The organism is Streptomyces sp. NPDC048424, assembly GCF_040651555.1.
Lineage (GTDB): Bacteria > Actinomycetota > Actinomycetes > Streptomycetales > Streptomycetaceae > Streptomyces.
Window position 1 is genome coordinate 165,559 of the sequence record NZ_JBEZKE010000001.1, and the last position, 21,467, is coordinate 187,025.

The window sequence follows — 21,467 nt, forward strand, 5'->3', positions numbered from 1 at the left end:
TTGGGCGGATGTTTCACGTGAAACATCCGCCCCGGCCCGGTCAACTGCCGTCCGGCAGCCGCCCGACCGGAAGGGCGAGGGTCGTCAGCGCGCCCCCGTCGGGCGCGTTGGCGAAACTCAGCGTGATCTCCAGGACCGCCGCCTGTCCCGCCACGATCGTGAGCCCCAGCCCGTGGCCGCGTCCGCGGCCCGGGTCTCCGGTGCGGAACCGCTGGGGGCCCTGCTCGATCAGCTCGGGCGGGTAGCCGGGCCCGTGGTCGCGAACCGTCACCACCGGGCCCTCCACGGTCACCTCGACCGGAGGCCGGCCGTGCCTGTGGGCGTTGGCCAGCAGGTTGGCGAGGATCCGGTCCAGCCGTCGCCGGTCGGTGAGGACCACGGCGTCCCGGACCACCCGCACCGAGGCGGTCGGCCCGGCCGCGGCGACGGCCCGCTCCACGGCCCGGCCGAGTTCCACGCGGGCCAGATCGGCCCGCTCCACGCCCGAGTCCAGCCGGGAGATCTCCAGCAGGTCCTCGGTCAGCAGGTGCAGGGCCTTCAACCGGTCGTTGATCATCTCCTTGGGCCGGCCCTCGGGCAGCAGCGCGGCCGCGGCCAGTGAGCCGGTGAGCGGGGTCCGCAGTTCGTGGGCGACGTCCGCCGTGAAGCGCTTCTCCGCCTCCAGCCGGTCCTGGAGCGATCCGGCCATCGAGTTCAGGGCCTGCGCCACGTCCCGTACCTCGTCCCGGTTCCGGGAGCGGCGGCCCGGCCGTCGGCCGTCCGCGCGGGAGGGGAAGGTCACCCGCGCGTCCAGGTCCCCGGCGCTGATCCTGCGGGCCACGGCGGCGGTGGTCGCGAGCCGCCGGCTGATCCGGTCGGCGAGGAAGAGACCGGCCAGCGCCACGACACCGGCGGCGAGGGCGGCGGAGGCGAGGATCGCGGTGTCGATGTCCCGCAGTCGGCTGCGGGTGCTCTGGAACGGGATCCAGACGGCGAGCGCCTGCTGGTCGGCGGGGGCGGCGGCCCACATGACGGGCTTGCCGTCGTACGTGCCGACCATGCTGCCGGTGTCGCCGCGGGCGACGAGTTCCCGCAGCAGGCCGGGTAGCTGGGGCGGGTCGAGGACGATGTTCACGTCGCCGTGCGTGGTGCCGTACTCGTAATGGCTGAGGGCGTGCTCCAGGGCCGTGTCCGCGTCCTTGCGGACCGCGCCGACGATCTGCTCGGCGACCACGTTGTGCACCAGGATCCCCAGCACCGCGGCGACCATGCAGCACACCATCGTGGTGGTCAGGGCGATCTTCCAGCGGAGGCTGCTCAGCGCGTGCATCGCTGCCCGTCCGGGCTGAGCGGGACGCCGGTGAGGGACGGGCAGTCGTCGAGGGTGAGCTGGGAGAGGTTCATGATCCCGGCCTTCGGGTCCCACACGTAGTCGGAGACGGCGACGTACGTGGGGTTCGACGTCGGTTCGCGGACCGCGAGGTGTTCGGCGGCCACCTCCACCCCCTCCAGTACCGCCCGCCGGGACAGGATCCGGGCGACCCTCCCGTCGCCCTGGACCGTGTAGACGCGCAGCTCGCTGAGCCGGCCGTCGATGTCCAGTGCGGTGATCAGCTCCTCCCGGCCGTTGCCCGTCAGGTCGTGCAGGACCGCGGGGCGCACCGGGCAGTCGGGGCCGCCGTCCACAGCCTGTGTGCAGAGCGCGAGCCGCTGGACGGCCCGGGGGTCGACGAGCCGGCCGGTCCCGCCGTCCTGTGCGGTGGCGGAGGTGATGTCGGCGCGTACGACGCCCAGCGCGTTCACCCCGCGCATGCTCAGGCCCGCCACCTTGGGGAGCCCGGGCACCACGGCGGCCGTGCCCGGCTTCTGGTCCGGCGCGGGTGGATCCGGGCGGATGCCCTTCCACAGGCTCAGCGGTGCGTGCACCGTGCCGAGGTCGCCCTCGTTCTTCAGCCCCTCCACATCGGCGCACCCCGCCAGGAGGACGGCGAGGACGATCACGGCCGGGGCGCGGTGCATGTTCCGATGCTCTCCCGCCGGGCGGTTCCCGGCCCGGAGTCAGGCCCATCCGGGGGACCGGGGGTCAGGGTTCCGGCTGCGCGATGGCGAGGGCCGCCGCGACCTCCTGGTGGACGGGGGCCAGGACGCTCGACGTCCCGCCCGGGGGCTCCGCCTCGACGCGTTCGGGGGTGGTGGTGCTGCGGACCCGCTCGGCCAGGTCGCGCAGCCGGGAGGCGATCTCCTCGACTTCGTCCGGGTCGGGCGGCGCCGCGCCGTGGTTGACGCGGACCCGCGCGGCGGTGGTCGCGTCCACGATCCGCTCGACGGCGACGACCAGCGGCCACCAGGCGGCGGCCCGCGCCCCCGTCGGCGGCGGCTCGGTCAGAGCCCGCTGGAACTCGCTGCGCACGCCCGACAGGTCGCGGTAGATGCGCCGCCGGGCCTGGAGGCGGGCGGTGCGCGCCGCCGCGTGCGCGGCCTGGTCCGGGAGCGGGGCGAAGGCCCGTTCCAGGTAGCGGGCGGCGTCGTCCACGGTGTCGGCGAGCCGGTCCCCGATCCGGGTGTGCCAGCTCTCGGGCCACAGCAGGTATCCCGCGACGAGGGTGATGGCGCAGCCGATCAGGCTGTCCAGCAGCCGGGGGCGGATCAGGTCGAAGCCCTGGTGGTTGAGGAGGTCGGAGAGCAGCAGGATCACCGGGGTGATCGCGGCGGTCTGGAAGGCGTACCCCTTGACGGAGAAGGCGGGGATCAGGGCGGCGAGCACCATGATCACCGGTACGTCCCACCAGCCGCGCGGCACCTCGGCGAGCACGGCGGCCGCGATGACGAGCCCGCCCGCGGTGCCGACCGCGCGCAGCACGGCCCGGGAGAACACCGAGCCGAAGTCGGGCTTGAGGACGAAGGTGACGGTCAGCGCGACCCAGTAGGAGCGCTCGACCTCGACCACCGAGACGAGTGACTGCGCGAGCCCGATGCACAGCGCGAGCCGCAGCCCGTACCGCCAGGAGGCCTCGGAGAACATCATGTCGCGCACCGCCCGCCGGGCCCGCACGCGCAGGGCGGCGGGCCGGCCGAGGCGGTCGTCCACGTTGTGCAGGTCCGGTTCGGCGAGGTAGACGATCTTCGCGGCGTGGCGCAGGGCCGCGTCGACGGCCCGCTCGGCCGGGGTGTGCGCGGCGGGCAGTTCCAGTACGGGGGTTCCGGTGCGGCCCTCCTCGATGGCGTCGGCCAGGTCCCGTACGGCCGCCGGGATCTCGGGCGGCAGCGGCCTGCCGCGCAGGTGTGCGGCGGGCGCGGCCTCCACCAGCGGGATCACCACGTTGAGCTGGGCCAGCATCCGCACGAGCGAGGGGCTGCGCCCGTGCACCCGGGCGCGGCGGCCGAGCACGAGGTCGTAGGCGTGGTTGATGGCCTGGGTGACCTGTTGGCGGCGTTCGTCGTAGAGGGCGGCGGGGCCGCCGGCGGCCTCCAGGGCGGTGGCCAGCGACCGGTAGGTGTCGGCCACGGCGGTGCGCTCGGGTTGTCGGCCGCGCAGCGGCCAGCCCAGCAGGCTCAGCGCGAGCACGAACAGTCCGCCCGCGCACAGCAGCAGCGGGGCCGTCCACCAGGGCTCGGGGAGCGGGAGTCCGGCGCCGATGACGGCGTTGAGCAGGAGCAGCAGCCCGGACACGGAGGCGACCGTGCCGATGGAGGAGATCATCCCGGAGACCAGGGCGATCAGGGTGAGGGCGCCGACGGCCAGCCAGCCGTGCCCGTAGACCAGGGTGCCCAGGGCCACGCCGACGGCGCCGAAGAGCTGCGGGACGGCGATGTTCAGGACCCGCATCCGGTAGGCGTCGGCGGTGTCGCCGATGACTCCGGCGAGGGCGCCCATGGAGGCGAGCGCCCCGTATTCGGGCTCGTCCAGGGCGAAGCCGACGGCGAGCGGGGCGCCCAGGGCCACCGCGGCGCGCGCCACGGCGGCCCAGGGGATCGGGGCGGAACTGGGCTTCAGCCCGTTGAGCAGCCAGTCGGGGGGAGCGAGCGGATGGTGCCGGGCTCGCCGCGACGATATGTGTTCGGTGCGTTCGGTGCTCATCCCGCTTCCGTGCCGCCGCTCGCGAATCGGTTCTTCTGGGCTCTTCTGCGTCGTTCTGCGCGTGTTGGTACCTTCCGAGCTTATGGGGTGCGGCGCAGTCGGCCCATCACCCATGCGGCCAGTGCGGCGGTGAGCCCGATCACCAGCACCACCCAGGAGGTGGTGCGCAGGAACGCGGTGAGGGCGTCGTACACGGCTCCGGCGGCGGGCCGGTCGATGTCGGCGGGCAGGTCGTCCAGCGTGAGCCGGCGGCACACCTCCACGGTGAGCCACAGGAGTCCCGCCCCGACCGCGAGCCCGAGTCCGGTGGCCATCACGGCGCGCCTGCGGTGGACGGCGACCGCGATGGCGGCCGCGGCCAGGACCAGGGTCAGCACGGGCAGCCAGACGCCGGCGATCTGCAGCATGTGGAAACCCTCCCGGAGGGCGCCGAGGTTGTCGTACTCCATGACCTTCACGGACAGGTGCGTCACCGGGATGCGGTCGGCGAAGGGCACGCCGCCTTCGACGAGTTCGCCCTTGACCTGGGCTATGACGGGCTCGAGGTCGATGGTGAGCGCGTCGCCGTGGCCGGTGGTGAGCGCGTTGAGGAAGGCGGCGTGGGCGGCGCGGTTGGCCGCGTCCCAGGCCGTCTGGTAGGCGGGGGTGCCGGCGAAGGAGTGCAGGGCCTCGCCCAGCAGCGCGTCCACGCCCATCTGGAAGGGGCCCGCGTCGATCTGCCCGGCGAGGGCGCGGGTGACCTGGGTGACGACGACTTCCTGGACGGCGGGGTTCACGGCGAGGGGGGACATGGCGGCGGTGTAGCGGTCGGCGTTGCCGAGCTCGTGGTCCGCCCAGTACGCGACGGCGCTCGCGGGCACCAGGAGGGCCACGAGCGCGATCAGTACCGCCGACAGGATGGTGCGCACGTCACCAGGGAAAGCGGGTGCGGGCCGGGGCGCGAGCGGTGTTGCTGCGGTTGGGGGGTGGACCGTCCGGCGGCGCGGCACCCTTGCCTTCTCTATTCTGGACATCTAATATCCAAGATATGAAGATGAGCGAGGGCGTCGAGTGGGCGCTGCACAGCTGCGTCAACCTGGCCTGGAGCGGCCCGGACCGGGCCGTCTCGGCGGCACGGCTGGCCGCCTGGCACGACCTGCCCGCCGCCTACCTCAACAAGCAGCTGCAGGCGCTGGCCCGGGCGGGCATCGTCACCTCCGCCCCCGGCCCCCGGGGCGGCTTCAAGCTGGCCCGCCCGCTCGCCGCCATCTCGCTCATGGACGTGGTCGCCGCCGTCGAGGGGCCCGAGGAGGCCTTCCGGTGCGCGGAGATCCGGCAGCAGGGTCCCGGCGCGGGCGCCCCGGCGGCGGATGCCGCCGACTGCGCCATCGCGCACGCCATGACCCGGGCCGAACTGGCCTGGCGCAGGGCGCTGGCCGCCCAGAACCTCGACGAGATCCGGCAGCAGGCCGAACGGCAGGTCCCCGGGGCCCCGGCCCGGCTCCGCGCCTGGCTCGCCGCGCAGTAGCGACACCGCACCACCGCAGCCACCGCACCGCACGTTCGGAAACGGAAACGGAAACAGGGAGCTCGGCATGACGCGCAGCATCATCAACCCGGCAGGACTCCACACCCCGACCGACTACGGCTACAGCCACATCGTCTCCGCCCCCGGCGAGCAGGTGTTCATAGCCGGCCAGTACGGCTCCGACGAGAGCGGCCACGTCGTCTCCGAGGACTTCGCCGACCAGGTCGAGCGGGCCTTCGTCAACCTCCGGACCGCCCTCGAGGCCGTCGGCCTCGGCCCCGCCGACGTCGTCCGCATCGGCACGTACATCGTCGGCCACGATCAGCGGAAGCTGGAGGTCCTCCTCAAGCAGCTGCACGCCACCTGGGGCACCGAGCTGCCCGCCCAGACCCTGATCGGGGTGGCCGCACTGGCCCTGCCCGGCATGCTCTTCGAGATCGACGCCGTCGCGGTGCGCACGCCCTGACCGTTGATCCACTTGCCGGTCCGGGGTGGCGGGTGTGCCCTGGATGATGGGAGAGAGGAGCCCGTCATGGCACATGCGGCACCCACCGCCCGCGGGCGGCAGCCCTGGCAGTCGGCGGACATGGCCCACCTGAACAAGGGCGCCTACGTGCGCCCCCTGCTCGCCGGACTCGTGTACGGCGTATGGGCCGCCTTCATCCAGCGCCAGATGGGCCCGGTCGACGCGGGCAACGTCTTCTACGGGATCCTGTGCGGCGTGCTGTTCGCCGGGATCATGTTCGCCCTGGCCCGGATCGGCCCCCGCCTCAAGCGCGAGGTCCACGCCGCCTCGTACGGCGTCTTCCTCGGCATCGCCGCGGGCTATCTGCACAGCCTCACCAACTGCTCCGTGCTCCGCGCCACCATGACCGGCCTCTTCGTCGGCCTCGGCGTCGGCCTGGCGGCGTTCTACCGCTACTACCAGCGCGAGAACTGACGCCCGGACCCGAGGCGCGGAGCAGCGTCTGGACCGGGGCGCCCGCAGGACCGCACGGGTCCTGTGGGCGCCCCGGGTCGGCCCTACGCGGCCGAGTCGGCGGTGGCCGGCTGCTGCGGTTCACTCTCGGACTCGACGGCCACGGCCTGGGCCTTCGGTGGCTCGATCGGCTCGGCCTTGCGGACCGGCGGGGTGAAGCGCGTGACCTCGGCGCGGAGCATGGCGTTCAGTGCGGCGTACGGGTCGATGGGCATGGCGGAACCTCACGGTGCTCAAGGGGTGTGGGGGCTGCGCTGTGACCGGGGGTGTCCCGGGGATGTCCTGCCTGAGGGGCCGGACACCTCCTCGGCCCGCTCAGCAGCGCAGGACCACGCTCCGCACCGTCCGCAGGGACAGGGCCGGTTCGGCCGTCTCCGCGGCCGGCCCGCACGGCGGCGCGTCCGGGTGTTTCACGTGAAACACCGCCAGGGTTGCCCGCCGTACGCCGGGCAGTCCGCGCGCGGTGGTCCGTACGGCCGCCCGTGCCTCGGGGTCGGCGGCCGGATCGGACTGGCCCTCGCCCGGTTCGCCGGGCTCGGAGGGCGCCGTGGAGGCGGGACGGGACTCGGCGGCCGCGGCGCCGGCCGGGCCGGCGCCGAACACGCACAGCAGCACGACACAGGCCGCGGTCAGGGCCCGGGTCAGTGCCGAACGTGCGCGTTGCCTCCCGCTCATGCGAGGGGTGTGCCCCGCCACGCCGGGCGACTCCCCGACAGGCCCCCAGAAGCCCCCGACCGGGGGACGAAGACACCCCCCACGGCTGACGGACGGCCGTGGGGCTCGGGTTGGGGGTGCGGCCGCGCCGGGCCGCGGGATCCCAGGTGCGGGTCAGTGGGTGCGGCGCTGCCCGGTCAGCCGGGCCAGCACGGCGGTCTCGCCGCCGAGCAGCCGCAGTTGGGGCCGGCCGGCCGGATCCTCCCGGGCCACGGCCCCGCCGGGGGAGACCCGTACGACGGTGAACACGGCCGTACGGCTGTCCGCGCGCGGGATCTCGATGGTCCGGCCGCGCCGCAGCTCGCCCAGGCGCAGCCCCTCCGCGGTGACCACGGCCGTCCCGGCCGCCCCGGGCGCGGGACCGTCGGTGTCCCAGACGACCTCGTCGCGGTCGCCGGTGAGCGGCACGTCGACCCCCAGGCTGGGGATGCGCAACCGCAGCGGCCGTGCGGTCCGCAGAGGTCCCGTGACCGTCCGCAGGGGCCCGGCGGCGGTCCTCGGCGAGCGTTCCCCCCGGCCGGGGGTGTGCTGTCCGGACTGCTGCCCGGACTGTTCCAGCTCCCGTACGAGCCGGCGGTGCCCGGACAGCCCCAGCGCCCGCGAGGGCAGTGCGTCGTCGGTGGTCACGGCGGCGGGCCTGGCGCCCTCGGTCCGTTGCAACACCACGATGCCGGTGGACAACAGAGCCACCGTCAGCGAGGCGACGACCCACTGGGCGCGGGGCATGGGAATCCCTCCTGTCCGGCACGTGCGGCCGGGTCATGTGAGCAGTGGACACCTCCTGTGCCCATCGGCACCCGGTGAAACACGGGGGACTGACAGGCCGTCACGGGCGTGTCGTCCCGGGATCCCCGCGTTTGCCCAGCTCGCGCCGCATGCCCGCACCCCTTCCCGCGCCCGTGGGCGATGCGCCCGAAAGGGTGATGCGGAAGGTGGTGCCGGAGTCTCACATGACGACGGCGGCCGTGCCCGCGCCCATGGCCACGGCGGCGAGGTGCACGGCCGGGTGGCCGTAATCGCCGTACCAGAGGTGGCGGACCAGGCCGCCGAGGGCGGCCAGAGCGGCGATGACGCCGATCTGGCCGAACAGCGTGACGGCGCAGCAGGGGGCCAGGAGCAGCAGGAACGAGTTGAGCCAGAACGGGGCGGCGCCCGTCCAGCCTCGCCATTGCCTGATCGCCGTCGGCATGTGCTACCGGCCCCCTCGTCGTCAACTCGTCGGCTGCACAGCCTCCTTGGGGGTGGAGGCGGGCGCAAGGGCCCGTTCGGCTAGATAACCGAAGGCCAGGCCGAAAGTCGTCCACAGTGCGGTCTGGATGGCCAGGGACGCGAGGCGGAAGTCCCAGATCAGTGCGGCCGGGAAGGTCGCCGGGACCTCGTTGATGCCGGGCAGGAGGGCGTACGAGACGCCGATGGCGAGGACGAAGGCGGCGCCGGCGGCGATCGACGCGTTCCAGTTGCCGAGCCCCGGCGCGAGCCGCCGGCCGAGGATCAGCGCGCCCGCCGCCAGCAGCGCGCTCAGGGCGATCATCAGGAGGTAGAGCGCGGTCCGCCGCCCGGCGGTCTCCGGGTCGCCGACGGCGGGGGGATTGGCGGGGTACTTGAGGAACGGCACCAGGGTGACGGTGACGAACAGGGCCGCGGTGACCAGCGCGGCCGTGGCCCGCGGGCCGAAGCGGCCGATGCGGCCCAGCGCGTAGCAGTAGACGAGCGCGGCGATGCCGCCGAGCGCGACTCCGTACAGCAGGACACCGGTGCCGAGACCGGCCGTGGCCTGGAGGGCCCGGCTGACCGGTGCCTCCTCGCCGTGGTCGTGTCCGGCCGCGGCGGCCTCCTCGATGGCGATCGCCGCGTCCACCTTGGATTCACCGAGGAGGTACGCGACGAGGAAGGCGACGGCGCCGGCCAGCAGCCCGGCGAGCATGCCCCTGACGAGCAGCGTGCGGGGGGAAACGTTCATGGTTCGGTTCCCTTGCGGAGACGGAGGTCAGTGGCAGGGGAATCAGTGGCAGGGGAAACCGAGCAGGTGGCGGCCGTCGTGGAACCACTCGTGGATCGTCTCTCCTTGGAAGACGGCGGTGGCGCCCTGCTCGGCGCCGACGAAGTAGAGCAGGACCAGCATCAGGACCCCGACGAACACGGCCCAGGGGGCCAGCGCGGAGAGCGAGATGGGGGCGATGGCAGGGGCGTTCGTCGTGGGCACGGCGGAGTGGGCCATGGCAGAACCTCCAGAGGGAAACACGCGTCCCGGTCAGTGGTGCTCTCGACGACGGTGACGGGTCTGACTCGCCTCCCCCTCCGGGAGGTTTCACAGTGGCGCGACCGTGCCGGATTCTCACCGGTGCTTCCGTCGTTCCGTCGTCATTCAGTTGTGTCGTTCGGACCGTACCGCGCTTACGCTCCCCTTATGAAGACCCCGTTGATACGTGTCCGTCTTTCCAGGCTCCCACTGGACACGTCCGCCCGCCAGGGTCGCTTCGCTCCCGCGCGGCCCTGCCCCGGGTACGAGGGGCTGCGCGGCCTGGACGCGGGGGAGTGGACGGGGCGCACCCTGGACGAGGTGGCGGCCGCGGAACCGGCGGCCCTGCAGGCCTGGATGACGGACCCCGGGTACGCGCCCCCGGGCGGGGAGTCCGTGGAGGCGCTGATCGCGCGCGTCGGGGCGGAGCTGGCCGGGCTGGCCCCGGGCACCCACCGGATGGCGGTCGAGCAGGCCGTCGTACGGGCGGCCGTGGTGTACGCCCTGGAACTGCCGGCGCCGGTCTTCTGGCGGCTGGACGTACGGCCGGAGTCGGTGACCACCCTCACCGGGCGGGCGGGGCGCTGGAACCTCCTCGTGGGCGGGCCGGAGGACGCCGATCAGGGGCCGGGGCAGCACTTCGGCCCGGACCCCGCGACGCGGTCCGGGCCGAGCACGCCTTCGTGACGGGCGTTACGCGACGATCCAGTCGGACGTGGCGATCACCGGCTGCACGCCGTCGCGGTGCACGGTGCCCTCGATCAGGCCGTACATCCGGTCCGCCGCGAAGTAGACCTCGTTGTCGTTCTTGAGGCCGAAGGGCTCCAGGTCGACGAGGAAGTGGTGCTTGTTGGGGAGGTTCAGGCGCACCTCGTTGACCCTGGGGCAGTTGTCGAGCACGCGCTCGGCCATCTGGTTCAGGGTCTGCTGCAGCGAGTACGAGTACGTCTCCGCGAAGGCTTCCAGCATGTTCTTGCGGACCTTCTTGTACGACTGGTCCCAGTCGTACGAGGCGTCGTCGGCGGCCAGCGCCGAGTGCGCCCAGCGCGCGGTGACCTTGGTCGCCAGGATGCGGTCGTACGCCTCCTGGAGGGTCGTGTACTTGTCCTTGATGTAGCCGTGGAACTCGGAGTTGGTCGAGTTCATCACCGTCAGGTCCTTCAGACCCGAGATGACCTGAAGGCCCGTCGTCTCGCTGTAGGTGATCTGCGCGGTGCGCACCTCCTGGCCCTTGCGGACGAAGGAGTGCTGCTCCTTGCGCGTCGGGACCGGGATGCGGTCCCACACGTACTCCTCGATGCGGATCTGCGCCTCGCGGATCGGCTGCTGCGAGGAGACGAAGTGCTTGGCGAGCAGGATGCCGAAGGCCTCGGGGGAGTCGATGCCGTGCTCCTTGCCGAAGGCGTACACCGTGTTCTTGGTGGTGTCGGTCGGCAGGCAGTTGGCGTTGTCGCCGGTGAGGTGGACGTCGCGGAACTCGCCGCGGAGCGCGACCGAGACGTTGAGGTCGCGGATCTCGTGCCAGGAACCGTCGCCGCCCTTGCGGGTGACCTTGACGATGCGGTTCTCGGCCTTGCCGTACTGGTTCTGTGCCAGGACGTGCTTGCTCATGGCTGTCTTCCTTCGGGTACACGGAGTCCGGCTGACTGGATCCCGTACGCCCGGCGTCCAGCGGAAGGCCCGCTCCCCGCCGTTCGGTCACGGAGGACCGCCCCGGGACTGACGTGCATCCCGGTCCGTAGGTGCTCTGTTCGGATTTCAGCACGTTCACGTGGTGTTCGTAATGGCGCGGAACATCCAAGACGGGCACCCACGGATTGGGGGACCGTATGTACCGGCAGGTCAGACCGTGTGCGCGTCGGCCACCGAGAGGGCCTGGTCGAGGATCTCCAGTCCCTTGGCCACGTCCTGCGCCGAGATGTTGCAGGCCGGCGCGACGTGGATGCGGTTGCCGGCGACGAGCGGCCAGAGCCCGCCCTTCTTGCAGGCGGCGGCGAACTCGGCCATCGGCGCGTTGTCCGCCCCGGCCGCGTTGTACGGGACGAGCGGCTCGCGCGTCTCCTTGTCCCGTACGAGGTCCAGGGCCCAGAAGGTGCCGAGGCCGCGGACCTCGCCGACCGAGGGATGCCGTTCGGCCAGCGCGCGCAGGCCGGGGCCGAGCAGGTCGGCGCCCGTGCGGGCGGACTGCTCGACGATGCCCTCCTCCTCCATGACGTTGATCGTCGCGACGGCGGCGGCGCAGGCCAGCACGTGCCCGGAGTACGTCAGCCCGCCCGGGTAGGGCCGCCGGGCGAAGGTCTCGGCGATGGCGGCCGAGATCGCGACGCCGCCGAGCGGTACGTAGCCGCTGGTCACGCCCTTGGCGAAGCAGATCAGGTCGGGAGTGACGTCCCAGTGCTCGGAGGCGAACCACCGGCCGGTGCGCCCGAAGCCGACCATGATCTCGTCGAGGATGAACACGATGCCGAAGCGGTCGCAGAGCTCGCGCACGCCGGCCAGGTAGCCGTCGGGGTGCACGAGGACGCCCGGGGCGCCGCCGACGGTCTCCAGGATGATCGCGGCGATGGACTGCGGGCCCTCGAAGACGATGGTGTCCTCCAGGTGCCGCAGGGCCCGCTCGCACTCCTCGGCCTCCGTGGCCGCGTAGAAGGGCGAGCGGTAGGCGAAGGGCCCCCAGAAGTGCACGACGCCGGCGGTCGCGGAGTCGTTGCCGAAGCGGCGGGCGTCGCCGGTCAGGTTGATCGCGGTGGAGGTGGCGCCGTGGTACGAGCGGTACGCGGACAGCACCTTGGGCCGGCCGGTGTGCAGCCGGGCCATGCGGACGGCGTTCTCCACGGCCTCGGCCCCGGCGTTGGTGAAGAAGATCTTGTCGAGGTCGCCCGGGGTGCGCTCGGCGATCAGCCGGGCCGCCTCGGAGCGCACGTCGACGGCGAAGCCGGGCGCGACCGTGCACAGCTTGGCCGCCTGCTCCTGGATGGCCGCGGTGACCTTGGGGTGCTGGTAGCCGATGTTGGTGTAGACGAGGGCGCTGGAGAAGTCGAGGTAGCGGTTGCCCTGGTAGTCCCAGAAGTACGACCCTTCGGCGCCGGCGACGGCGAGCGGGTCGATGAGCTCCTGCGCCGACCAGGAGTGGAAGACGTGCTTCCGGTCAGCGTCTTTCACGGTGGCGAGGGCGTCGGCTTCTGCGTTCATGAAACGAGCGTAGTTGTCCAGGATGTGGACACGGCGGGGGTGGCCCACCGTGTCCACCCCGTGGCGCTCGGCGCAGGCCGGGGCCGGAGCCGAGGCTGGGTCGTGGTCGCCCCCGGACGGCCCGCGGTCAGGCCAGGGCCTCGCCGTACAGGCGGAACAGCCGCGGGCCGCCGGCCGGAGCGGCGGCGGCGAGCCGGTCCCAGGCCTCGGCGGCCGCGGCCCGGGCCGTCGCTCCCGCCCACGGCCTCGGCAGCAGCTCCGGCGGGAGCAGCGGATCCGGGACCATCGCGGCGGAGAAGGCCGCGGCCAGCGCGACGGCGTGGGCCAGCCCCGCCACCGGCCCGTCCGCCGGTTCCGTGCCGCCCGCCGCAAGGGCGTGCAGGGACTCGTAGCGGGCGGCGATCTCCGGCAGGGGCCACAGGCGGGCCGCCAGGGTCCGCGGGTGCGTGGCGGCGCCCACCGCCAGATCACGCGTGCTCAGGCAGCTCAGTGCCCCGGAGAGGCCGAGCTCCGCCGCCCGGGCCCGTACGTACGGGCCGATGGCGTTGGGCGTGACGTACAGGCCGCCCTGCACGGGCGCCGCACCCAAGGCCGTCAGCGCGTCCCGCAGGGCGTCCCGCGCGGCCCGCGCGGATTCCGGTACGGCGAACGCGAAGGCGTGCCAGACGCCGTCCCACGGCTCCAGCCCCCGGTCCTGCCGGTACGCGTGCCGGACGAACTCCACCTCCGGTACGAGCGGCACCCCCGGCCCGGCCGCCCCCACCAGGCGCAGCACCGCCCGCCGACCGCGCCCCTCCACCGTGAACCGTCCCTCGGCCTCCAGCCGTTTCACGCACAGCCGCACCTGCTGGTCGGTCATCCCGAGCAGCCCGGCGACTTCGTACAGCTCGCCGCCCCCGACCGTCCCGTCCTCCCGGACCAGCGCGTGCACGACCATCCGCGTGGGGATCCCGCCGTCCGTACCGCTCACCGCGTCACCTCCTTGTGCATCGTCGTCACGCCCCCGAATCCCAGCACGTCGCGCAGCCAGGGCGTCCGCTGCACCCGTACCGCCCGGAATCCGTGCCGTTCGTACAGGGCCCGCGCCCGCGGGTTCTCCGCGACCACGTCCAGCCGGATCCGCCGGCACCCCTGCTCCACGGCGATCGCCTCGACCTCCCGCAGCAGCAGGCCGCCGATGCCCCGGCCGCGCTCGGCCCGGTCCACGGCGATGCCGTCCATGACCAGCTCGCCGCGGGCCGGGGTGCGCTCCAGCAGGGCCAGCAGGAAGACCCGCCACAGGCCCCGCACGGGCCCGTACGCCGCCCTGACCGCGGCCGCGTCCCCGCCGACCAGGCCGCGCCCGGCCAGCTGGTAGCCCGCCACGCCGACCACCCGGCCGTCCCCGTCTGACCGGGCCGTCACGGCCCGGTCCCGGTGCAGGTGCCCCGCGATGAACCGCCGCCCGGCCTCCGCCGGGCCGAGGGCGGTGCCCAGCTTCCCGCCGAAGGCCTCCCAGTACAGCTCGGCCACCCGCTCCTCGGCGCCCTCGGGCACCTCGCGCAGCAATGTCGTCATACGCACGAGTCTAATACGTTCATTCGCGCTACGATCGTTTGGATGTCGATCGATTGCCGGATCGGCGGTCGCTGCGATCGACGATCGACGGATTCGCGAAGGAGCCCCATGTCCCGCACGCTCCGCACCGCCCTGCTCCTCCTCCTGGCCACCGCCCTCCTCGCAGCGGGCCTCACCGGCTTCGTCCTCTGGCAGCACGACTACGGCCTCCACGAGGAGCGCGTCACCGTCCCCGCCGCCGGCCACGACCTGCCCGGAGTGCTCGCCACCCCCGTCGGCAAGGGGGCCGGCCCCTTCCCGCTCGTCGTCCTCGTGCACGGCGACGGCGAGGTCGACGCCACCCACGACGGCTTCTACCGCCCCTACTGGGAGGCCTTCGCCAAGGCCGGGTACGCCTCGCTCTCCCTCGACAAGCCCGCCGACTGGCTCGGCCAGACCATGGACGACCGGGCCCGCGAGACCACCGACGCGCTCGCCTGGGCCGCCCGCACCCGCCCCGAGATCGACGCCACCCGCATCGGCCTGTGGGGCGCCAGCCAGGCCGGATGGGTCATGCCCAAGGTGGTCGCGCGGGCCCCGGCGCCCGGGGTGCGCTTCGTCATCGCGGTCGGCACCGCCGTGAACTGGGAGCGCCAGGGCGAGTACAACCTGCGGTCCGAGCTCCGCGCGGCCGGGGCCGACGCCGGGCGCACGGCGGCCGCGCTGCGCACCCGGGAGGAGACCCTGGCGCTGCTGCGGCGCGGTGCCACGTACGGGGAGTACCGCGCGAGCCCTGGCACCGACCGGGAACTCACGGCGGAGCACTGGTCGTTCATCAGCCGCAACCACACCGCGGACGCGAGCGCCGACCTGCGGGCGATGCGGGCCGCGGGAGCCGTCCCGGTGCTGCTGATCTCCGGCGCCGACGACCTGAACGTGGACGGGGCCGAGACCGAGGCCGTGTACCGGAGCCTGCTCGCGCCCGGCACGCTCACGGTCCGCCGCTATCCGGGGGCGACCCACTCCCTGCTCCGGACCCCGGTCGAGCGCTCCTCCTGGCGGCTGACCCTGACGGCCGTGTTCGCCCCGCGCGCCCTCTTCCCGCCCGGTCTCCTCGCCGACCAGCAGCGCTTCCTCCAGGAGCTGCCGCGGAGCTGAAAGGGGCCCCGGAGGCGGCCAACTCGCCGTCCGCGGCGTCCAGGTACCCGAGGGAGTCGAGGAGCGCCACCTGGTACACGGTGTGGACGGCCAGACGGCGAGCCGGGTCTTCCCGGCGCCGCCGGGCCCGGTGAGCGTGGTGAGCCGGAACCGGCCCACGAGGGACTCGACTTGGACGAGGTCCTCGTCCCGGCCGACGAAACTGGCCACTCCGGCCCGCAGGTTGGTGGGCGCGGGCGCATCGGGACCGTGCGGGGCGCCCGGCTCGGTCGGCGCGGGCGGGCCGGCCGGCGGCTGCGCCGGGACCTCCCCGCGCAGGACGGCGGTGTGCAGCGCCGCCAGCTCCGGCGAGGGGTCCGCCCCGAGCTCCTCGGCGAGGACCTGGCGCGCGTTCCCGTACGCCGTGAGCGCCTCGGCGGGCCGCCCGGCCGCGACGAGCGCCCGCGTCAGGGCGCCGACGAGCCCTTCCCGCAAGGGGTGTTCGGCGACGAGGGAGGCGAGCTCGCCGGTCAGCTCCCGGCCGCGCCCCACCCGTAGGTCCGCCTCGATCCGGTCCTCCAGGACCGCCATCCGCAGTTCCGAGAGGCGGGTCACCGGCGCACGGAAGAAGTCGGCGGCGGCGACGTCCAGCAGGGCGGGTCCGCGCCACAGTTCCAGCGCCTCCCGCAGCAGCCGCGCGGCGGTGTCCGGGTCCCGGGCCAGGGCCCCGCGGCCCGCGCAGGCCAGCCGTTCGCGGCGGTGCCGCGCAGGGTCCGCCGCAGCCGGGAGACCAGTGCCTGCAGGGCTTTCGCGGCGCCCGTCGGCGGCTCGTCCTGCCAGATCCCGTCGACGAGCGACTCGGAGGCGACCACCCGCCCCGGTTCGAGCGCCAGCAGAATCAGCAGTGCGCGCAGTCGTGTTCCCCCGACTCCGACGCCGTTTCCGTCCTCGCCCCGTACGGCCAGGGCCCCCAGCATCGAGATCCGCATGCCGACATTGTGTGACTTGCCCCGCCGATATTGCCATTTCGTTATCGGTGATGGCCGGATAGGCCCGAAATGACGGCAGTTGGTGATGATCTACTGGATGTCGCTTCGGCCTGGCGCGACCAATCAGGGTGGAGTGCAGGCGCTTTAGCGACACTTTAGTCTGCGCGGCTCCGGCAGAGCAATCGGGGACCGCGGAATGAGTATCTGGGGGAGAACATGTCTTTCGTTTCCAAGAAATCCGCCATGCGCGTGACCGTCGCCGCGGTCGCCATGGCGTCCTTCGCCCTGACGGCCCCGCAGGCCTCCGCTGTGGAGGCCGTACCGGCCGCCGGCGGTGTGCGGATCTCCGCCGAGGCGGACGCCACCACGCGCGCCGTCGTCAAGGCCCAGCCGGTGGCGGCCGCCGCCACGGCCAACCTGTGCGGCGCCGGGTACGAGCTGACCTTCGCCGAGCAGCTTCCGGACTCCCGCCGTTTCGGAACCCTCTTCACCTACCGCAAGGAGGGTGTGGGCTCCTGTGCCGTCTTCGACAACAACCTCGGCACGGCGAAGTACATGAAGCTCAAGATCTGCGAAACCTCCAAGCCGCGCCCCGCGGGCACGCCGCGTCCGTGCCAGACGGACGAGGGGAACTTCAGCCAGTACGCCGGTCCGGTGCGCGTGAATGACGTGTGCGGAGAGGTCACCGCGGTGATGAAGAGCAACAACATCGCGATCATCGACCGCGTGCGCCTCGTGCCGCCCTGCAAGTAAACGATTCGACGAAAGACGGCCCCCGCGGAGGAAATGCGGGGGCCGTCTTTCGCTGCACCGGAACGTCCCGGCGCGGGGCTACTTGTCGGAGTAGCTGAAATCCCCGACGGTCCACGCGCTGACGTCCTTCACCGCGATCCGGTACATCCCGCCCGTCTCGGGGATGCCCAGGGTGCCCTGGAGGATGCGCGCCACGTGGAAGTGCAGGTGCGAGGGTGCCGCGCCGGCCTGTCTGTCACCGCGGCCGGCGGAACTGAAGATCTCGGCGAACGGGCCCAGTTGGTCGGAGTCCCGCAGGACCTCGGCCACCCGCTGACGCCAGACGCTCTCGGGGGCGAGCCGGCCCGTGATGACGGCACCGTGGACCACGACGGTCAGGGACATCTGATTGGTCTGCTCCGACTCGACCATGGCGGCGAGATCGAGGAGCAGGTCGTCAGGGATCGACATGGAAAGCGACTCTAGCAAGCGCGGTCAGGCATCGGCCGGGCTTCCGAGCAGTGCCGAGGCCTCCTGCAGCGGGGTCAGCGCGGGCGCCGGCACGGGTACCGAAAGGTCGCGGCAGGTGAAGCCGAGACGGGTCAGCGCCCGGGTCACCTCGGCCGCCGTGAAGTCGCGCCGGTCCTGCCGGGTGATGACCTCACCGACCTGCTTGACGGGGTAGGTGCGGCGGCTGATGATCACCGACGCTCCCGTGACGGGCTCGGCCTTGACGCCCTTCATCTTCTCCTCCACCTCGCTCTTCTCGAGGTCGAAGGGGTACCGGGCGATGACGAAGCGCATGATGCCTCACAGACGTGACGGAGCGGGCGGGACGGGGCGGGACAGGGCGGTGCAGGGGGCGTTGCGGGGCGCGGGTCAGGCGGCCATGCCCATGGAGCGGCGGCGCTCCTGGGCGGGGCGGCTGCGCCGGCCGCGGGAGGAACGCGCGCTGCGCCCGGACCGCTCCGGCTGCGGCGCGGTGATGGTGACCGGGATGCCGGAGGGGGCCTGGGCTCCGGTGATCCGGTTCAGTGCCTCCTCGCCCGAACGGACCTGGGTGGTCTGCGGGACGATGCCCGCGGCCGCCATCAGCCGGGTCATCTCGCGGCGCTGGTTCGGGGTGACCAGGGTGACGACGCTGCCGGACTCGCCGGCGCGCGCGGTGCGCCCGCCCCGGTGCAGGTAGTCCTTGGGGTCGGTCGGCGGGTCCACGTTCACGACGAGGTCGAGGTTGTCGACGTGGATCCCGCGCGCCGCGACGTTGGTCGCCACCAGCACCGTCACGTGCCCGGTCTTGAACTGGGCCAGGGTCCGGGTGCGCTGCGGCTGGGACTTCCCGCCGTGCAGGGCCGCGGCCCGTACGCCGCTGTTCAGCAGGTGGGTGGTGAGCTGGTCGACGGCGTGCTTGGTGTCCAGGAACATGATCACCCGGCCCTCGCGCGCCGCGATCTCGGTGGTGGTCGCGTGCTTGTCGGTGCCGTGCACGTGCAGCACGTGGTGCTCCATCGTGGTGACGGCGCCGGCCGAGGGGTCGACGGAGTGCACGACGGGGTCGGTCAGGTAGCGGCGCACCAGCCGGTCGACGTTGCGGTCGAGGGTGGCGGAGAACAGCATCCGCTGGCCCTCGGGGCGCACCTGGTCGAGCAGGGCGGTGACCTGCGGCATGAAGCCCATGTCGGCCATCTGGTCGGCTTCGTCCAGGACGGTGATCGCGACCTGGTTCAGCCGGCAGTCGCCGCGGTCGATGAGGTCCTTGAGCCGTCCGGGCGTCGCGACGACGACCTCGGCGCCGCCGCGCAGCGCGCTCGCCTGCCTGCCGATGGGCATGCCGCCCACGACGGTGGCCGTACGCAGCTTCATGGCGCGGGCGTAGGGGGCGAGGGCGTCCGTGACCTGCTGCGCGAGCTCGCGGGTGGGGACGAGGACCAGGGCCAGCGGCTGCCGGGCCTCGGCGCGCTGTCCGGCCGTACGGGCCAGCAGCGCGAGGCCGAAGGCGAGGGTCTTGCCGGAGCCGGTGCGCCCGCGGCCCAGTACGTCGCGGCCCGCGAGGGAGTTCGGCAGGGTCGCGGCCTGGATCGGGAACGGCACGCTCACGCCCTCGGAGCCGAGCGCGGCCAGCAGCTGCTCGGGCATGTCGAGGTCGGCGAAGGCCTCGACGGCGGGGAGCGCCGGGGTGATCGTCTCGGGGAGGGCGAATTCGCCCTGGAGGGCGGCGGGGCGGCGGCCGCCGCCGTAGCCGCCGGAACGGCCGGAGCCGCCGTAACCGGAGCCGCCGGAGCGGCTGGGGGCGGAGGAGCCGAAACGGCTGCCGCGGCTGGAGCCGCCGGAGCCGCCGAAGCCCGCGGAGCCGCCCTTGCGGGGGGTGCGGGAGGTGCGGTCGTTCGTGCGAGTGGTGCGGTTCATGCAGAACCTTCCTCGATGCGGCGCGTATCGAGGAATTCCCGGGCAGGGGGATTCGCGAGAACGAGCCGGAGTAAAGCCGGGACGGGGCCGTGCCGTGCCGTAAGGGGCGGGCCGGTCCGTCGTGGAGAGGGTGCCGCGCTGCGCGTCGGAGAGCCGGGGTGCGGCGGACGGTGTGCGGGCGGGGGCGGGGCGGTGCGTCGTGGGAGACACTGCCGCCCGGCCGGACGTTGAGGCGGGCCGGCGCCGAGCGCCGTCACCCGCCGCCCACGCGGGCCGTCGGGGACCGACAGGGTGCGTGAGCGGGGAAAAAGCAACGCGCCGAGGCCCGCACCCCAAGGTGCGGGCCTCAGCTGCGTGTACGCGTCAGCGTCAGGCGGGAACGATGTTCTCGGCCTGCGGGCCCTTCTGGCCCTGCGTGACGTCGAAGGTAACCTTCTGGCCTTCCTGAAGCTCACGGAAGCCAGAAGAGGCGATGTTCGAGTAGTGAGCGAAGACGTCAGCGCCGCCGCCCTCCTGCTCGATGAAGCCGAAGCCCTTTTCCGCGTTGAACCACTTCACGGTGCCAGATGCCATATGAATTCTCCTTTGGGGCAGTGCCCGGGACCGCACTGTGCGAGCCCGGCGTCGCCGCGATGATTGCCCCGACCGGAATGTGCAAATCTCACTGCATGCGCCGGAAATAAAAAGTGCACCCACCGAAAATCAGGTGAGAGCACTTGTAAGTTTTTGGGAACCACAACTGCAACTGACTTCACAGTAGCACGGGAGGTGGCTTGAGGGGCGTAAATTTTTCCCTGTAGCAGGTCTGGCGTAATTACGCACCTGCGCGAACGGAAATCCACGCGCGAAAATCATATAAACGCGTGTCCCCCTTGCCCGTGGCCCTGCGCGATGTGACGCAGGTCATGCGGAATGTCCGGCCGATCGGCGCACTCTTCCCTCCCGAGACGCCGTCGAGGAGGAGGAAGCCGTGAGCATCCCGTGGACCGGACCCGGTGAACGGTGACGGCGGCCGAGCCGGCCGCGCTCGTCCGCGCCGCCCAGCGCGGGGACCGGATGGCCGTCCAGGGGCTGCTGGACCTGTTGACCCCGTACGTCGGGCGGCTGTGCGGCCCCATCGCGCTGCAGGACGGGCCGGACGCCACGCAGGAGGCGCTGATCGTGATCTTCCGCAACATCGGCCAACTCCGGGAGCCGGAAGCGCTGTTCGGCTGGGTGCGGGTGATCGCCGTACGGGAGGCCGTCCGCATCGCCCGGGCGGCGGCCCGGGCGGTCCCGGACCCGCTGGAGGACGTGCCCGCGCGCGACGATCCGCAGCTCGCCGCCGACGTGCGCGACGTACTGGAGCGGCTCACCCCGGCGCACCGCGCCGTCCTGGTCCTGCGGGACCTGGAGGGGCTGGACGAACACTCCGTCAGCGCGCTCCTCGGCGTGCCCGAACCCACCGTGCGGACCCGGCTCTTCCGGGCCCGCCGCAATTTCCGGAAGGCGTGGGAACGTTGAAGGACTCCTGGCCGGTCGCCGAACTCGACGCCGTCCGCAGGCTGCGCGTCATCGCACGCAGCACACCCGGCGCCGGTTTCGCGGAGGACCTGGTCGACGCTCCCTTCGACCAGGTCTGGGCGCTCGCCTCCGACCTGGAGAACCAGCTGCCCGTCATGATCACCGACATCCGCTCCTTCACCGTGACCTCGGCGGCCGGCGAGCAGCTGGAGGCCCGGGCCCGCAGCCCGCTGGGCCTGCGGGCGCGCTTCGACGTCGTGCTGCGGCCGGGCTGGTGCCTCATGCAGAGCCGGTTCGTGCTGGGCGGCATGGCCGCGGTGGCGGAGGGGGACGGCACCCGGTTCGCCTTCTTCGGCGCCCTGCGCCTGCCGGGCGCCGGGCCGGCCGAGCGCGCGCTGCACCCGCTGATGTCCGCACTGGGCGCGCGGGCGCTGCGGCGGTTCACGGACCAGCTGGCGCGCCCGGGCGGCGGATGA

At 73.0% G+C, this 21,467-nt stretch carries 27 protein-coding genes and 1 pseudogene; 8 read left to right on the forward strand and 20 right to left on the reverse strand.

Annotation, left to right across the window (positions count from 1 at the left end; translation table 11 throughout):
* Positions 1-40: 40 nt before the first annotated feature.
* The 4 genes from AB0D29_RS00765 to AB0D29_RS00780 all read right to left on the reverse strand — a co-directional run bounded on the left by AB0D29_RS00765 (position 41) and on the right by AB0D29_RS00780 (position 4,965).
* Positions 41-1,309 carry a HAMP domain-containing sensor histidine kinase gene (locus AB0D29_RS00765; RefSeq protein WP_362851402.1) on the reverse strand — a complete coding sequence of 423 codons (1,269 nt, stop codon included), beginning with the start codon at positions 1,307-1,309 and terminating at the stop codon, positions 41-43.
* Positions 1,297-1,998, reverse strand: a complete 702-nt coding sequence (locus AB0D29_RS00770; protein WP_362851404.1) for a hypothetical protein — start codon at positions 1,996-1,998, stop codon at positions 1,297-1,299. Before AB0D29_RS00770 ends, AB0D29_RS00765 begins: the two co-directional genes overlap by 13 nt.
* Before the next feature lie 64 nt (positions 1,999-2,062).
* The gene (locus tag AB0D29_RS00775; protein WP_362851406.1) at positions 2,063-4,057 is read right to left on the reverse strand and encodes an FUSC family protein; all 1,995 of its coding nucleotides are present in this window, start codon (positions 4,055-4,057) and stop codon (positions 2,063-2,065) included.
* 80 nt (positions 4,058-4,137) lie between these two features.
* Positions 4,138-4,965 carry a hypothetical protein gene (locus AB0D29_RS00780; protein ID WP_362851408.1) on the reverse strand — a complete coding sequence of 276 codons (828 nt, stop codon included), beginning with the start codon at positions 4,963-4,965 and terminating at the stop codon, positions 4,138-4,140.
* Between the two features lie 125 nt (positions 4,966-5,090).
* Here AB0D29_RS00780 and AB0D29_RS00785 point away from each other — a divergent pair, with 125 nt between their 5' ends.
* From AB0D29_RS00785 to AB0D29_RS00795, 3 genes are all read left to right on the forward strand, one after another.
* Positions 5,091-5,564, forward strand: a complete 474-nt coding sequence (locus tag AB0D29_RS00785) for an Rrf2 family transcriptional regulator (RefSeq protein WP_362851791.1) — start codon at positions 5,091-5,093, stop codon at positions 5,562-5,564.
* A 67-nt stretch (positions 5,565-5,631) separates the two neighbouring features.
* A complete protein-coding gene (locus AB0D29_RS00790) occupies positions 5,632-6,030 on the forward strand; it encodes a RidA family protein (RefSeq protein WP_362851410.1) in 399 nt (132 codons plus the stop codon).
* Between the two features lie 66 nt (positions 6,031-6,096).
* Positions 6,097-6,504, forward strand: a complete 408-nt coding sequence (locus AB0D29_RS00795) for a hypothetical protein (protein WP_362851412.1) — start codon at positions 6,097-6,099, stop codon at positions 6,502-6,504.
* Between the two features lie 83 nt (positions 6,505-6,587).
* On the opposite strand, the gene AB0D29_RS00800 is transcribed toward AB0D29_RS00795, so the two are convergent.
* From AB0D29_RS00800 to AB0D29_RS00825, 6 genes are all read right to left on the reverse strand, one after another.
* Positions 6,588-6,758, reverse strand: a complete 171-nt coding sequence (locus AB0D29_RS00800) for a hypothetical protein (protein ID WP_362851414.1) — start codon at positions 6,756-6,758, stop codon at positions 6,588-6,590.
* A 100-nt stretch (positions 6,759-6,858) separates the two neighbouring features.
* A complete protein-coding gene (locus AB0D29_RS00805) occupies positions 6,859-7,218 on the reverse strand; it encodes a hypothetical protein (RefSeq protein WP_362851416.1) in 360 nt (119 codons plus the stop codon).
* 153 nt (positions 7,219-7,371) lie between these two features.
* Positions 7,372-7,983 carry a class F sortase gene (locus tag AB0D29_RS00810; RefSeq protein ID WP_362851418.1) on the reverse strand — a complete coding sequence of 204 codons (612 nt, stop codon included), beginning with the start codon at positions 7,981-7,983 and terminating at the stop codon, positions 7,372-7,374.
* 220 nt (positions 7,984-8,203) lie between these two features.
* Positions 8,204-8,446, reverse strand: a complete 243-nt coding sequence (locus AB0D29_RS00815; protein ID WP_362851420.1) for a hypothetical protein — start codon at positions 8,444-8,446, stop codon at positions 8,204-8,206.
* 21 nt (positions 8,447-8,467) lie between these two features.
* On the reverse strand, positions 8,468-9,217 hold the full coding sequence (locus AB0D29_RS00820) for a CbtA family protein (RefSeq protein ID WP_362851422.1): 750 nt from the start codon (positions 9,215-9,217) through the stop codon (positions 8,468-8,470).
* A gap of 42 nt (positions 9,218-9,259) precedes the next feature.
* Entirely contained in the window at positions 9,260-9,475 is a 216-nt protein-coding gene (locus AB0D29_RS00825; RefSeq protein WP_362798964.1) for a CbtB-domain containing protein, read from the reverse strand.
* A gap of 189 nt (positions 9,476-9,664) precedes the next feature.
* On the opposite strand from AB0D29_RS00825, the gene AB0D29_RS00830 reads away from it, so the two are divergent.
* Positions 9,665-10,183 carry a histidine phosphatase family protein gene (locus tag AB0D29_RS00830; RefSeq protein ID WP_362851424.1) on the forward strand — a complete coding sequence of 173 codons (519 nt, stop codon included), beginning with the start codon at positions 9,665-9,667 and terminating at the stop codon, positions 10,181-10,183.
* A gap of 6 nt (positions 10,184-10,189) precedes the next feature.
* Here AB0D29_RS00830 and pucL read toward each other — a convergent pair whose 3' ends face one another.
* The 4 genes from pucL to AB0D29_RS00850 form a co-directional block, all read right to left on the reverse strand.
* A complete protein-coding gene (gene pucL, locus AB0D29_RS00835; protein ID WP_362798959.1) occupies positions 10,190-11,107 on the reverse strand; it encodes a factor-independent urate hydroxylase in 918 nt (305 codons plus the stop codon).
* 231 nt (positions 11,108-11,338) lie between these two features.
* The gene (locus AB0D29_RS00840; protein WP_362851426.1) at positions 11,339-12,688 is read right to left on the reverse strand and encodes an aspartate aminotransferase family protein; all 1,350 of its coding nucleotides are present in this window, start codon (positions 12,686-12,688) and stop codon (positions 11,339-11,341) included.
* 127 nt (positions 12,689-12,815) lie between these two features.
* Positions 12,816-13,625, reverse strand: a complete 810-nt coding sequence (locus tag AB0D29_RS00845; RefSeq protein ID WP_362851792.1) for a PaaX family transcriptional regulator C-terminal domain-containing protein — start codon at positions 13,623-13,625, stop codon at positions 12,816-12,818.
* A 29-nt stretch (positions 13,626-13,654) separates the two neighbouring features.
* Entirely contained in the window at positions 13,655-14,245 is a 591-nt protein-coding gene (locus AB0D29_RS00850) for a GNAT family N-acetyltransferase (RefSeq protein ID WP_362851793.1), read from the reverse strand.
* Between the two features lie 108 nt (positions 14,246-14,353).
* On the opposite strand from AB0D29_RS00850, the gene AB0D29_RS00855 reads away from it, so the two are divergent.
* Entirely contained in the window at positions 14,354-15,382 is a 1,029-nt protein-coding gene (locus AB0D29_RS00855; RefSeq protein WP_362851428.1) for an alpha/beta hydrolase, read from the forward strand.
* 375 nt (positions 15,383-15,757) lie between these two features.
* Here AB0D29_RS00855 and AB0D29_RS00860 read toward each other — a convergent pair.
* Both AB0D29_RS00860 and AB0D29_RS00865 read right to left on the reverse strand, forming a co-directional pair.
* Positions 15,758-16,084, reverse strand: a pseudogene (locus AB0D29_RS00860) (AfsR/SARP family transcriptional regulator); the annotation flags it as partial.
* Complete coding sequence (locus tag AB0D29_RS00865; protein WP_362851430.1) at positions 15,973-16,350, reverse strand: helix-turn-helix domain-containing protein; 378 nt, start codon at positions 16,348-16,350, stop codon at positions 15,973-15,975. The pseudogene AB0D29_RS00860 and the gene AB0D29_RS00865, both read right to left, overlap by 112 nt.
* A gap of 243 nt (positions 16,351-16,593) precedes the next feature.
* On the opposite strand from AB0D29_RS00865, the gene AB0D29_RS00870 reads away from it, so the two are divergent.
* Positions 16,594-17,103 (forward strand): hypothetical protein, encoded by a 510-nt coding sequence (locus AB0D29_RS00870; RefSeq protein ID WP_362851432.1) that lies wholly within the window; start codon positions 16,594-16,596, stop codon positions 17,101-17,103.
* 78 nt (positions 17,104-17,181) lie between these two features.
* On the opposite strand, the gene AB0D29_RS00875 is transcribed toward AB0D29_RS00870, so the two are convergent.
* The 4 genes from AB0D29_RS00875 to AB0D29_RS00890 all read right to left on the reverse strand — a co-directional run bounded on the left by AB0D29_RS00875 (position 17,182) and on the right by AB0D29_RS00890 (position 20,061).
* A complete protein-coding gene (locus AB0D29_RS00875; protein WP_362851434.1) occupies positions 17,182-17,553 on the reverse strand; it encodes a hypothetical protein in 372 nt (123 codons plus the stop codon).
* A 24-nt stretch (positions 17,554-17,577) separates the two neighbouring features.
* Positions 17,578-17,886 carry an SCO5918 family protein gene (locus tag AB0D29_RS00880; protein ID WP_319723949.1) on the reverse strand — a complete coding sequence of 103 codons (309 nt, stop codon included), beginning with the start codon at positions 17,884-17,886 and terminating at the stop codon, positions 17,578-17,580.
* A gap of 75 nt (positions 17,887-17,961) precedes the next feature.
* Positions 17,962-19,488: a DEAD/DEAH box helicase gene (locus AB0D29_RS00885; RefSeq protein WP_362851436.1), complete on the reverse strand. Its 1,527-nt coding sequence runs from the start codon at positions 19,486-19,488 to the stop codon at positions 17,962-17,964.
* A 369-nt stretch (positions 19,489-19,857) separates the two neighbouring features.
* On the reverse strand, positions 19,858-20,061 hold the full coding sequence (locus AB0D29_RS00890) for a cold-shock protein (RefSeq protein ID WP_030011983.1): 204 nt from the start codon (positions 20,059-20,061) through the stop codon (positions 19,858-19,860).
* A gap of 429 nt (positions 20,062-20,490) precedes the next feature.
* On the opposite strand from AB0D29_RS00890, the gene AB0D29_RS00895 reads away from it, so the two are divergent.
* Complete coding sequence (locus AB0D29_RS00895; RefSeq protein ID WP_362851438.1) at positions 20,491-20,991, forward strand: RNA polymerase sigma factor; 501 nt, start codon at positions 20,491-20,493, stop codon at positions 20,989-20,991.
* Entirely contained in the window at positions 20,979-21,467 is a 489-nt protein-coding gene (locus tag AB0D29_RS00900) for a hypothetical protein (RefSeq protein WP_362851440.1), read from the forward strand. Before AB0D29_RS00895 ends, AB0D29_RS00900 begins: the two co-directional genes overlap by 13 nt.

Excerpts from the sequence above, each read along its gene's own strand:
- pucL (WP_362798959.1), bottom strand. The coding sequence starts at position 11,107 with ATGAGCAAGCACGTCCTGGCACAGAACCAGTACGGCAAGGCCGAGAAC.
- AB0D29_RS00830 (WP_362851424.1), top strand. The coding sequence starts at position 9,665 with ATGAAGACCCCGTTGATACGTGTCCGTCTTTCCAGGCTCCCACTGGAC.
- AB0D29_RS00800 (WP_362851414.1), bottom strand. The coding sequence starts at position 6,758 with ATGCCCATCGACCCGTACGCCGCACTGAACGCCATGCTCCGCGCCGAG.
- AB0D29_RS00865 (WP_362851430.1), bottom strand. The coding sequence starts at position 16,350 with ATGCGGATCTCGATGCTGGGGGCCCTGGCCGTACGGGGCGAGGACGGA.
- AB0D29_RS00810 (WP_362851418.1), bottom strand. The coding sequence starts at position 7,983 with ATGCCCCGCGCCCAGTGGGTCGTCGCCTCGCTGACGGTGGCTCTGTTG.
- AB0D29_RS00775 (WP_362851406.1), bottom strand. The coding sequence starts at position 4,057 with ATGAGCACCGAACGCACCGAACACATATCGTCGCGGCGAGCCCGGCAC.
- AB0D29_RS00825 (WP_362798964.1), bottom strand. The coding sequence starts at position 9,475 with ATGGCCCACTCCGCCGTGCCCACGACGAACGCCCCTGCCATCGCCCCC.
- AB0D29_RS00795 (WP_362851412.1), top strand. The coding sequence starts at position 6,097 with ATGGCACATGCGGCACCCACCGCCCGCGGGCGGCAGCCCTGGCAGTCG.
- AB0D29_RS00805 (WP_362851416.1), bottom strand. The coding sequence starts at position 7,218 with ATGAGCGGGAGGCAACGCGCACGTTCGGCACTGACCCGGGCCCTGACC.
- AB0D29_RS00785 (WP_362851791.1), top strand. The coding sequence starts at position 5,091 with ATGAGCGAGGGCGTCGAGTGGGCGCTGCACAGCTGCGTCAACCTGGCC.
- AB0D29_RS00870 (WP_362851432.1), top strand. The coding sequence starts at position 16,594 with ATGCGCGTGACCGTCGCCGCGGTCGCCATGGCGTCCTTCGCCCTGACG.
- AB0D29_RS00885 (WP_362851436.1), bottom strand. The coding sequence starts at position 19,488 with ATGAACCGCACCACTCGCACGAACGACCGCACCTCCCGCACCCCCCGC.
- AB0D29_RS00770 (WP_362851404.1), bottom strand. The coding sequence starts at position 1,998 with ATGCACCGCGCCCCGGCCGTGATCGTCCTCGCCGTCCTCCTGGCGGGG.
- AB0D29_RS00765 (WP_362851402.1), bottom strand. The coding sequence starts at position 1,309 with ATGCACGCGCTGAGCAGCCTCCGCTGGAAGATCGCCCTGACCACCACG.
- AB0D29_RS00820 (WP_362851422.1), bottom strand. The coding sequence starts at position 9,217 with ATGAACGTTTCCCCCCGCACGCTGCTCGTCAGGGGCATGCTCGCCGGG.
- AB0D29_RS00880 (WP_319723949.1), bottom strand. The coding sequence starts at position 17,886 with ATGCGCTTCGTCATCGCCCGGTACCCCTTCGACCTCGAGAAGAGCGAG.
- AB0D29_RS00815 (WP_362851420.1), bottom strand. The coding sequence starts at position 8,446 with ATGCCGACGGCGATCAGGCAATGGCGAGGCTGGACGGGCGCCGCCCCG.
- AB0D29_RS00790 (WP_362851410.1), top strand. The coding sequence starts at position 5,632 with ATGACGCGCAGCATCATCAACCCGGCAGGACTCCACACCCCGACCGAC.
- AB0D29_RS00875 (WP_362851434.1), bottom strand. The coding sequence starts at position 17,553 with ATGTCGATCCCTGACGACCTGCTCCTCGATCTCGCCGCCATGGTCGAG.
- AB0D29_RS00890 (WP_030011983.1), bottom strand. The coding sequence starts at position 20,061 with ATGGCATCTGGCACCGTGAAGTGGTTCAACGCGGAAAAGGGCTTCGGC.
- AB0D29_RS00840 (WP_362851426.1), bottom strand. The coding sequence starts at position 12,688 with ATGAACGCAGAAGCCGACGCCCTCGCCACCGTGAAAGACGCTGACCGG.
- AB0D29_RS00850 (WP_362851793.1), bottom strand. The coding sequence starts at position 14,245 with ATGACGACATTGCTGCGCGAGGTGCCCGAGGGCGCCGAGGAGCGGGTG.
- AB0D29_RS00855 (WP_362851428.1), top strand. The coding sequence starts at position 14,354 with ATGTCCCGCACGCTCCGCACCGCCCTGCTCCTCCTCCTGGCCACCGCC.
- AB0D29_RS00845 (WP_362851792.1), bottom strand. The coding sequence starts at position 13,625 with ATGGTCGTGCACGCGCTGGTCCGGGAGGACGGGACGGTCGGGGGCGGC.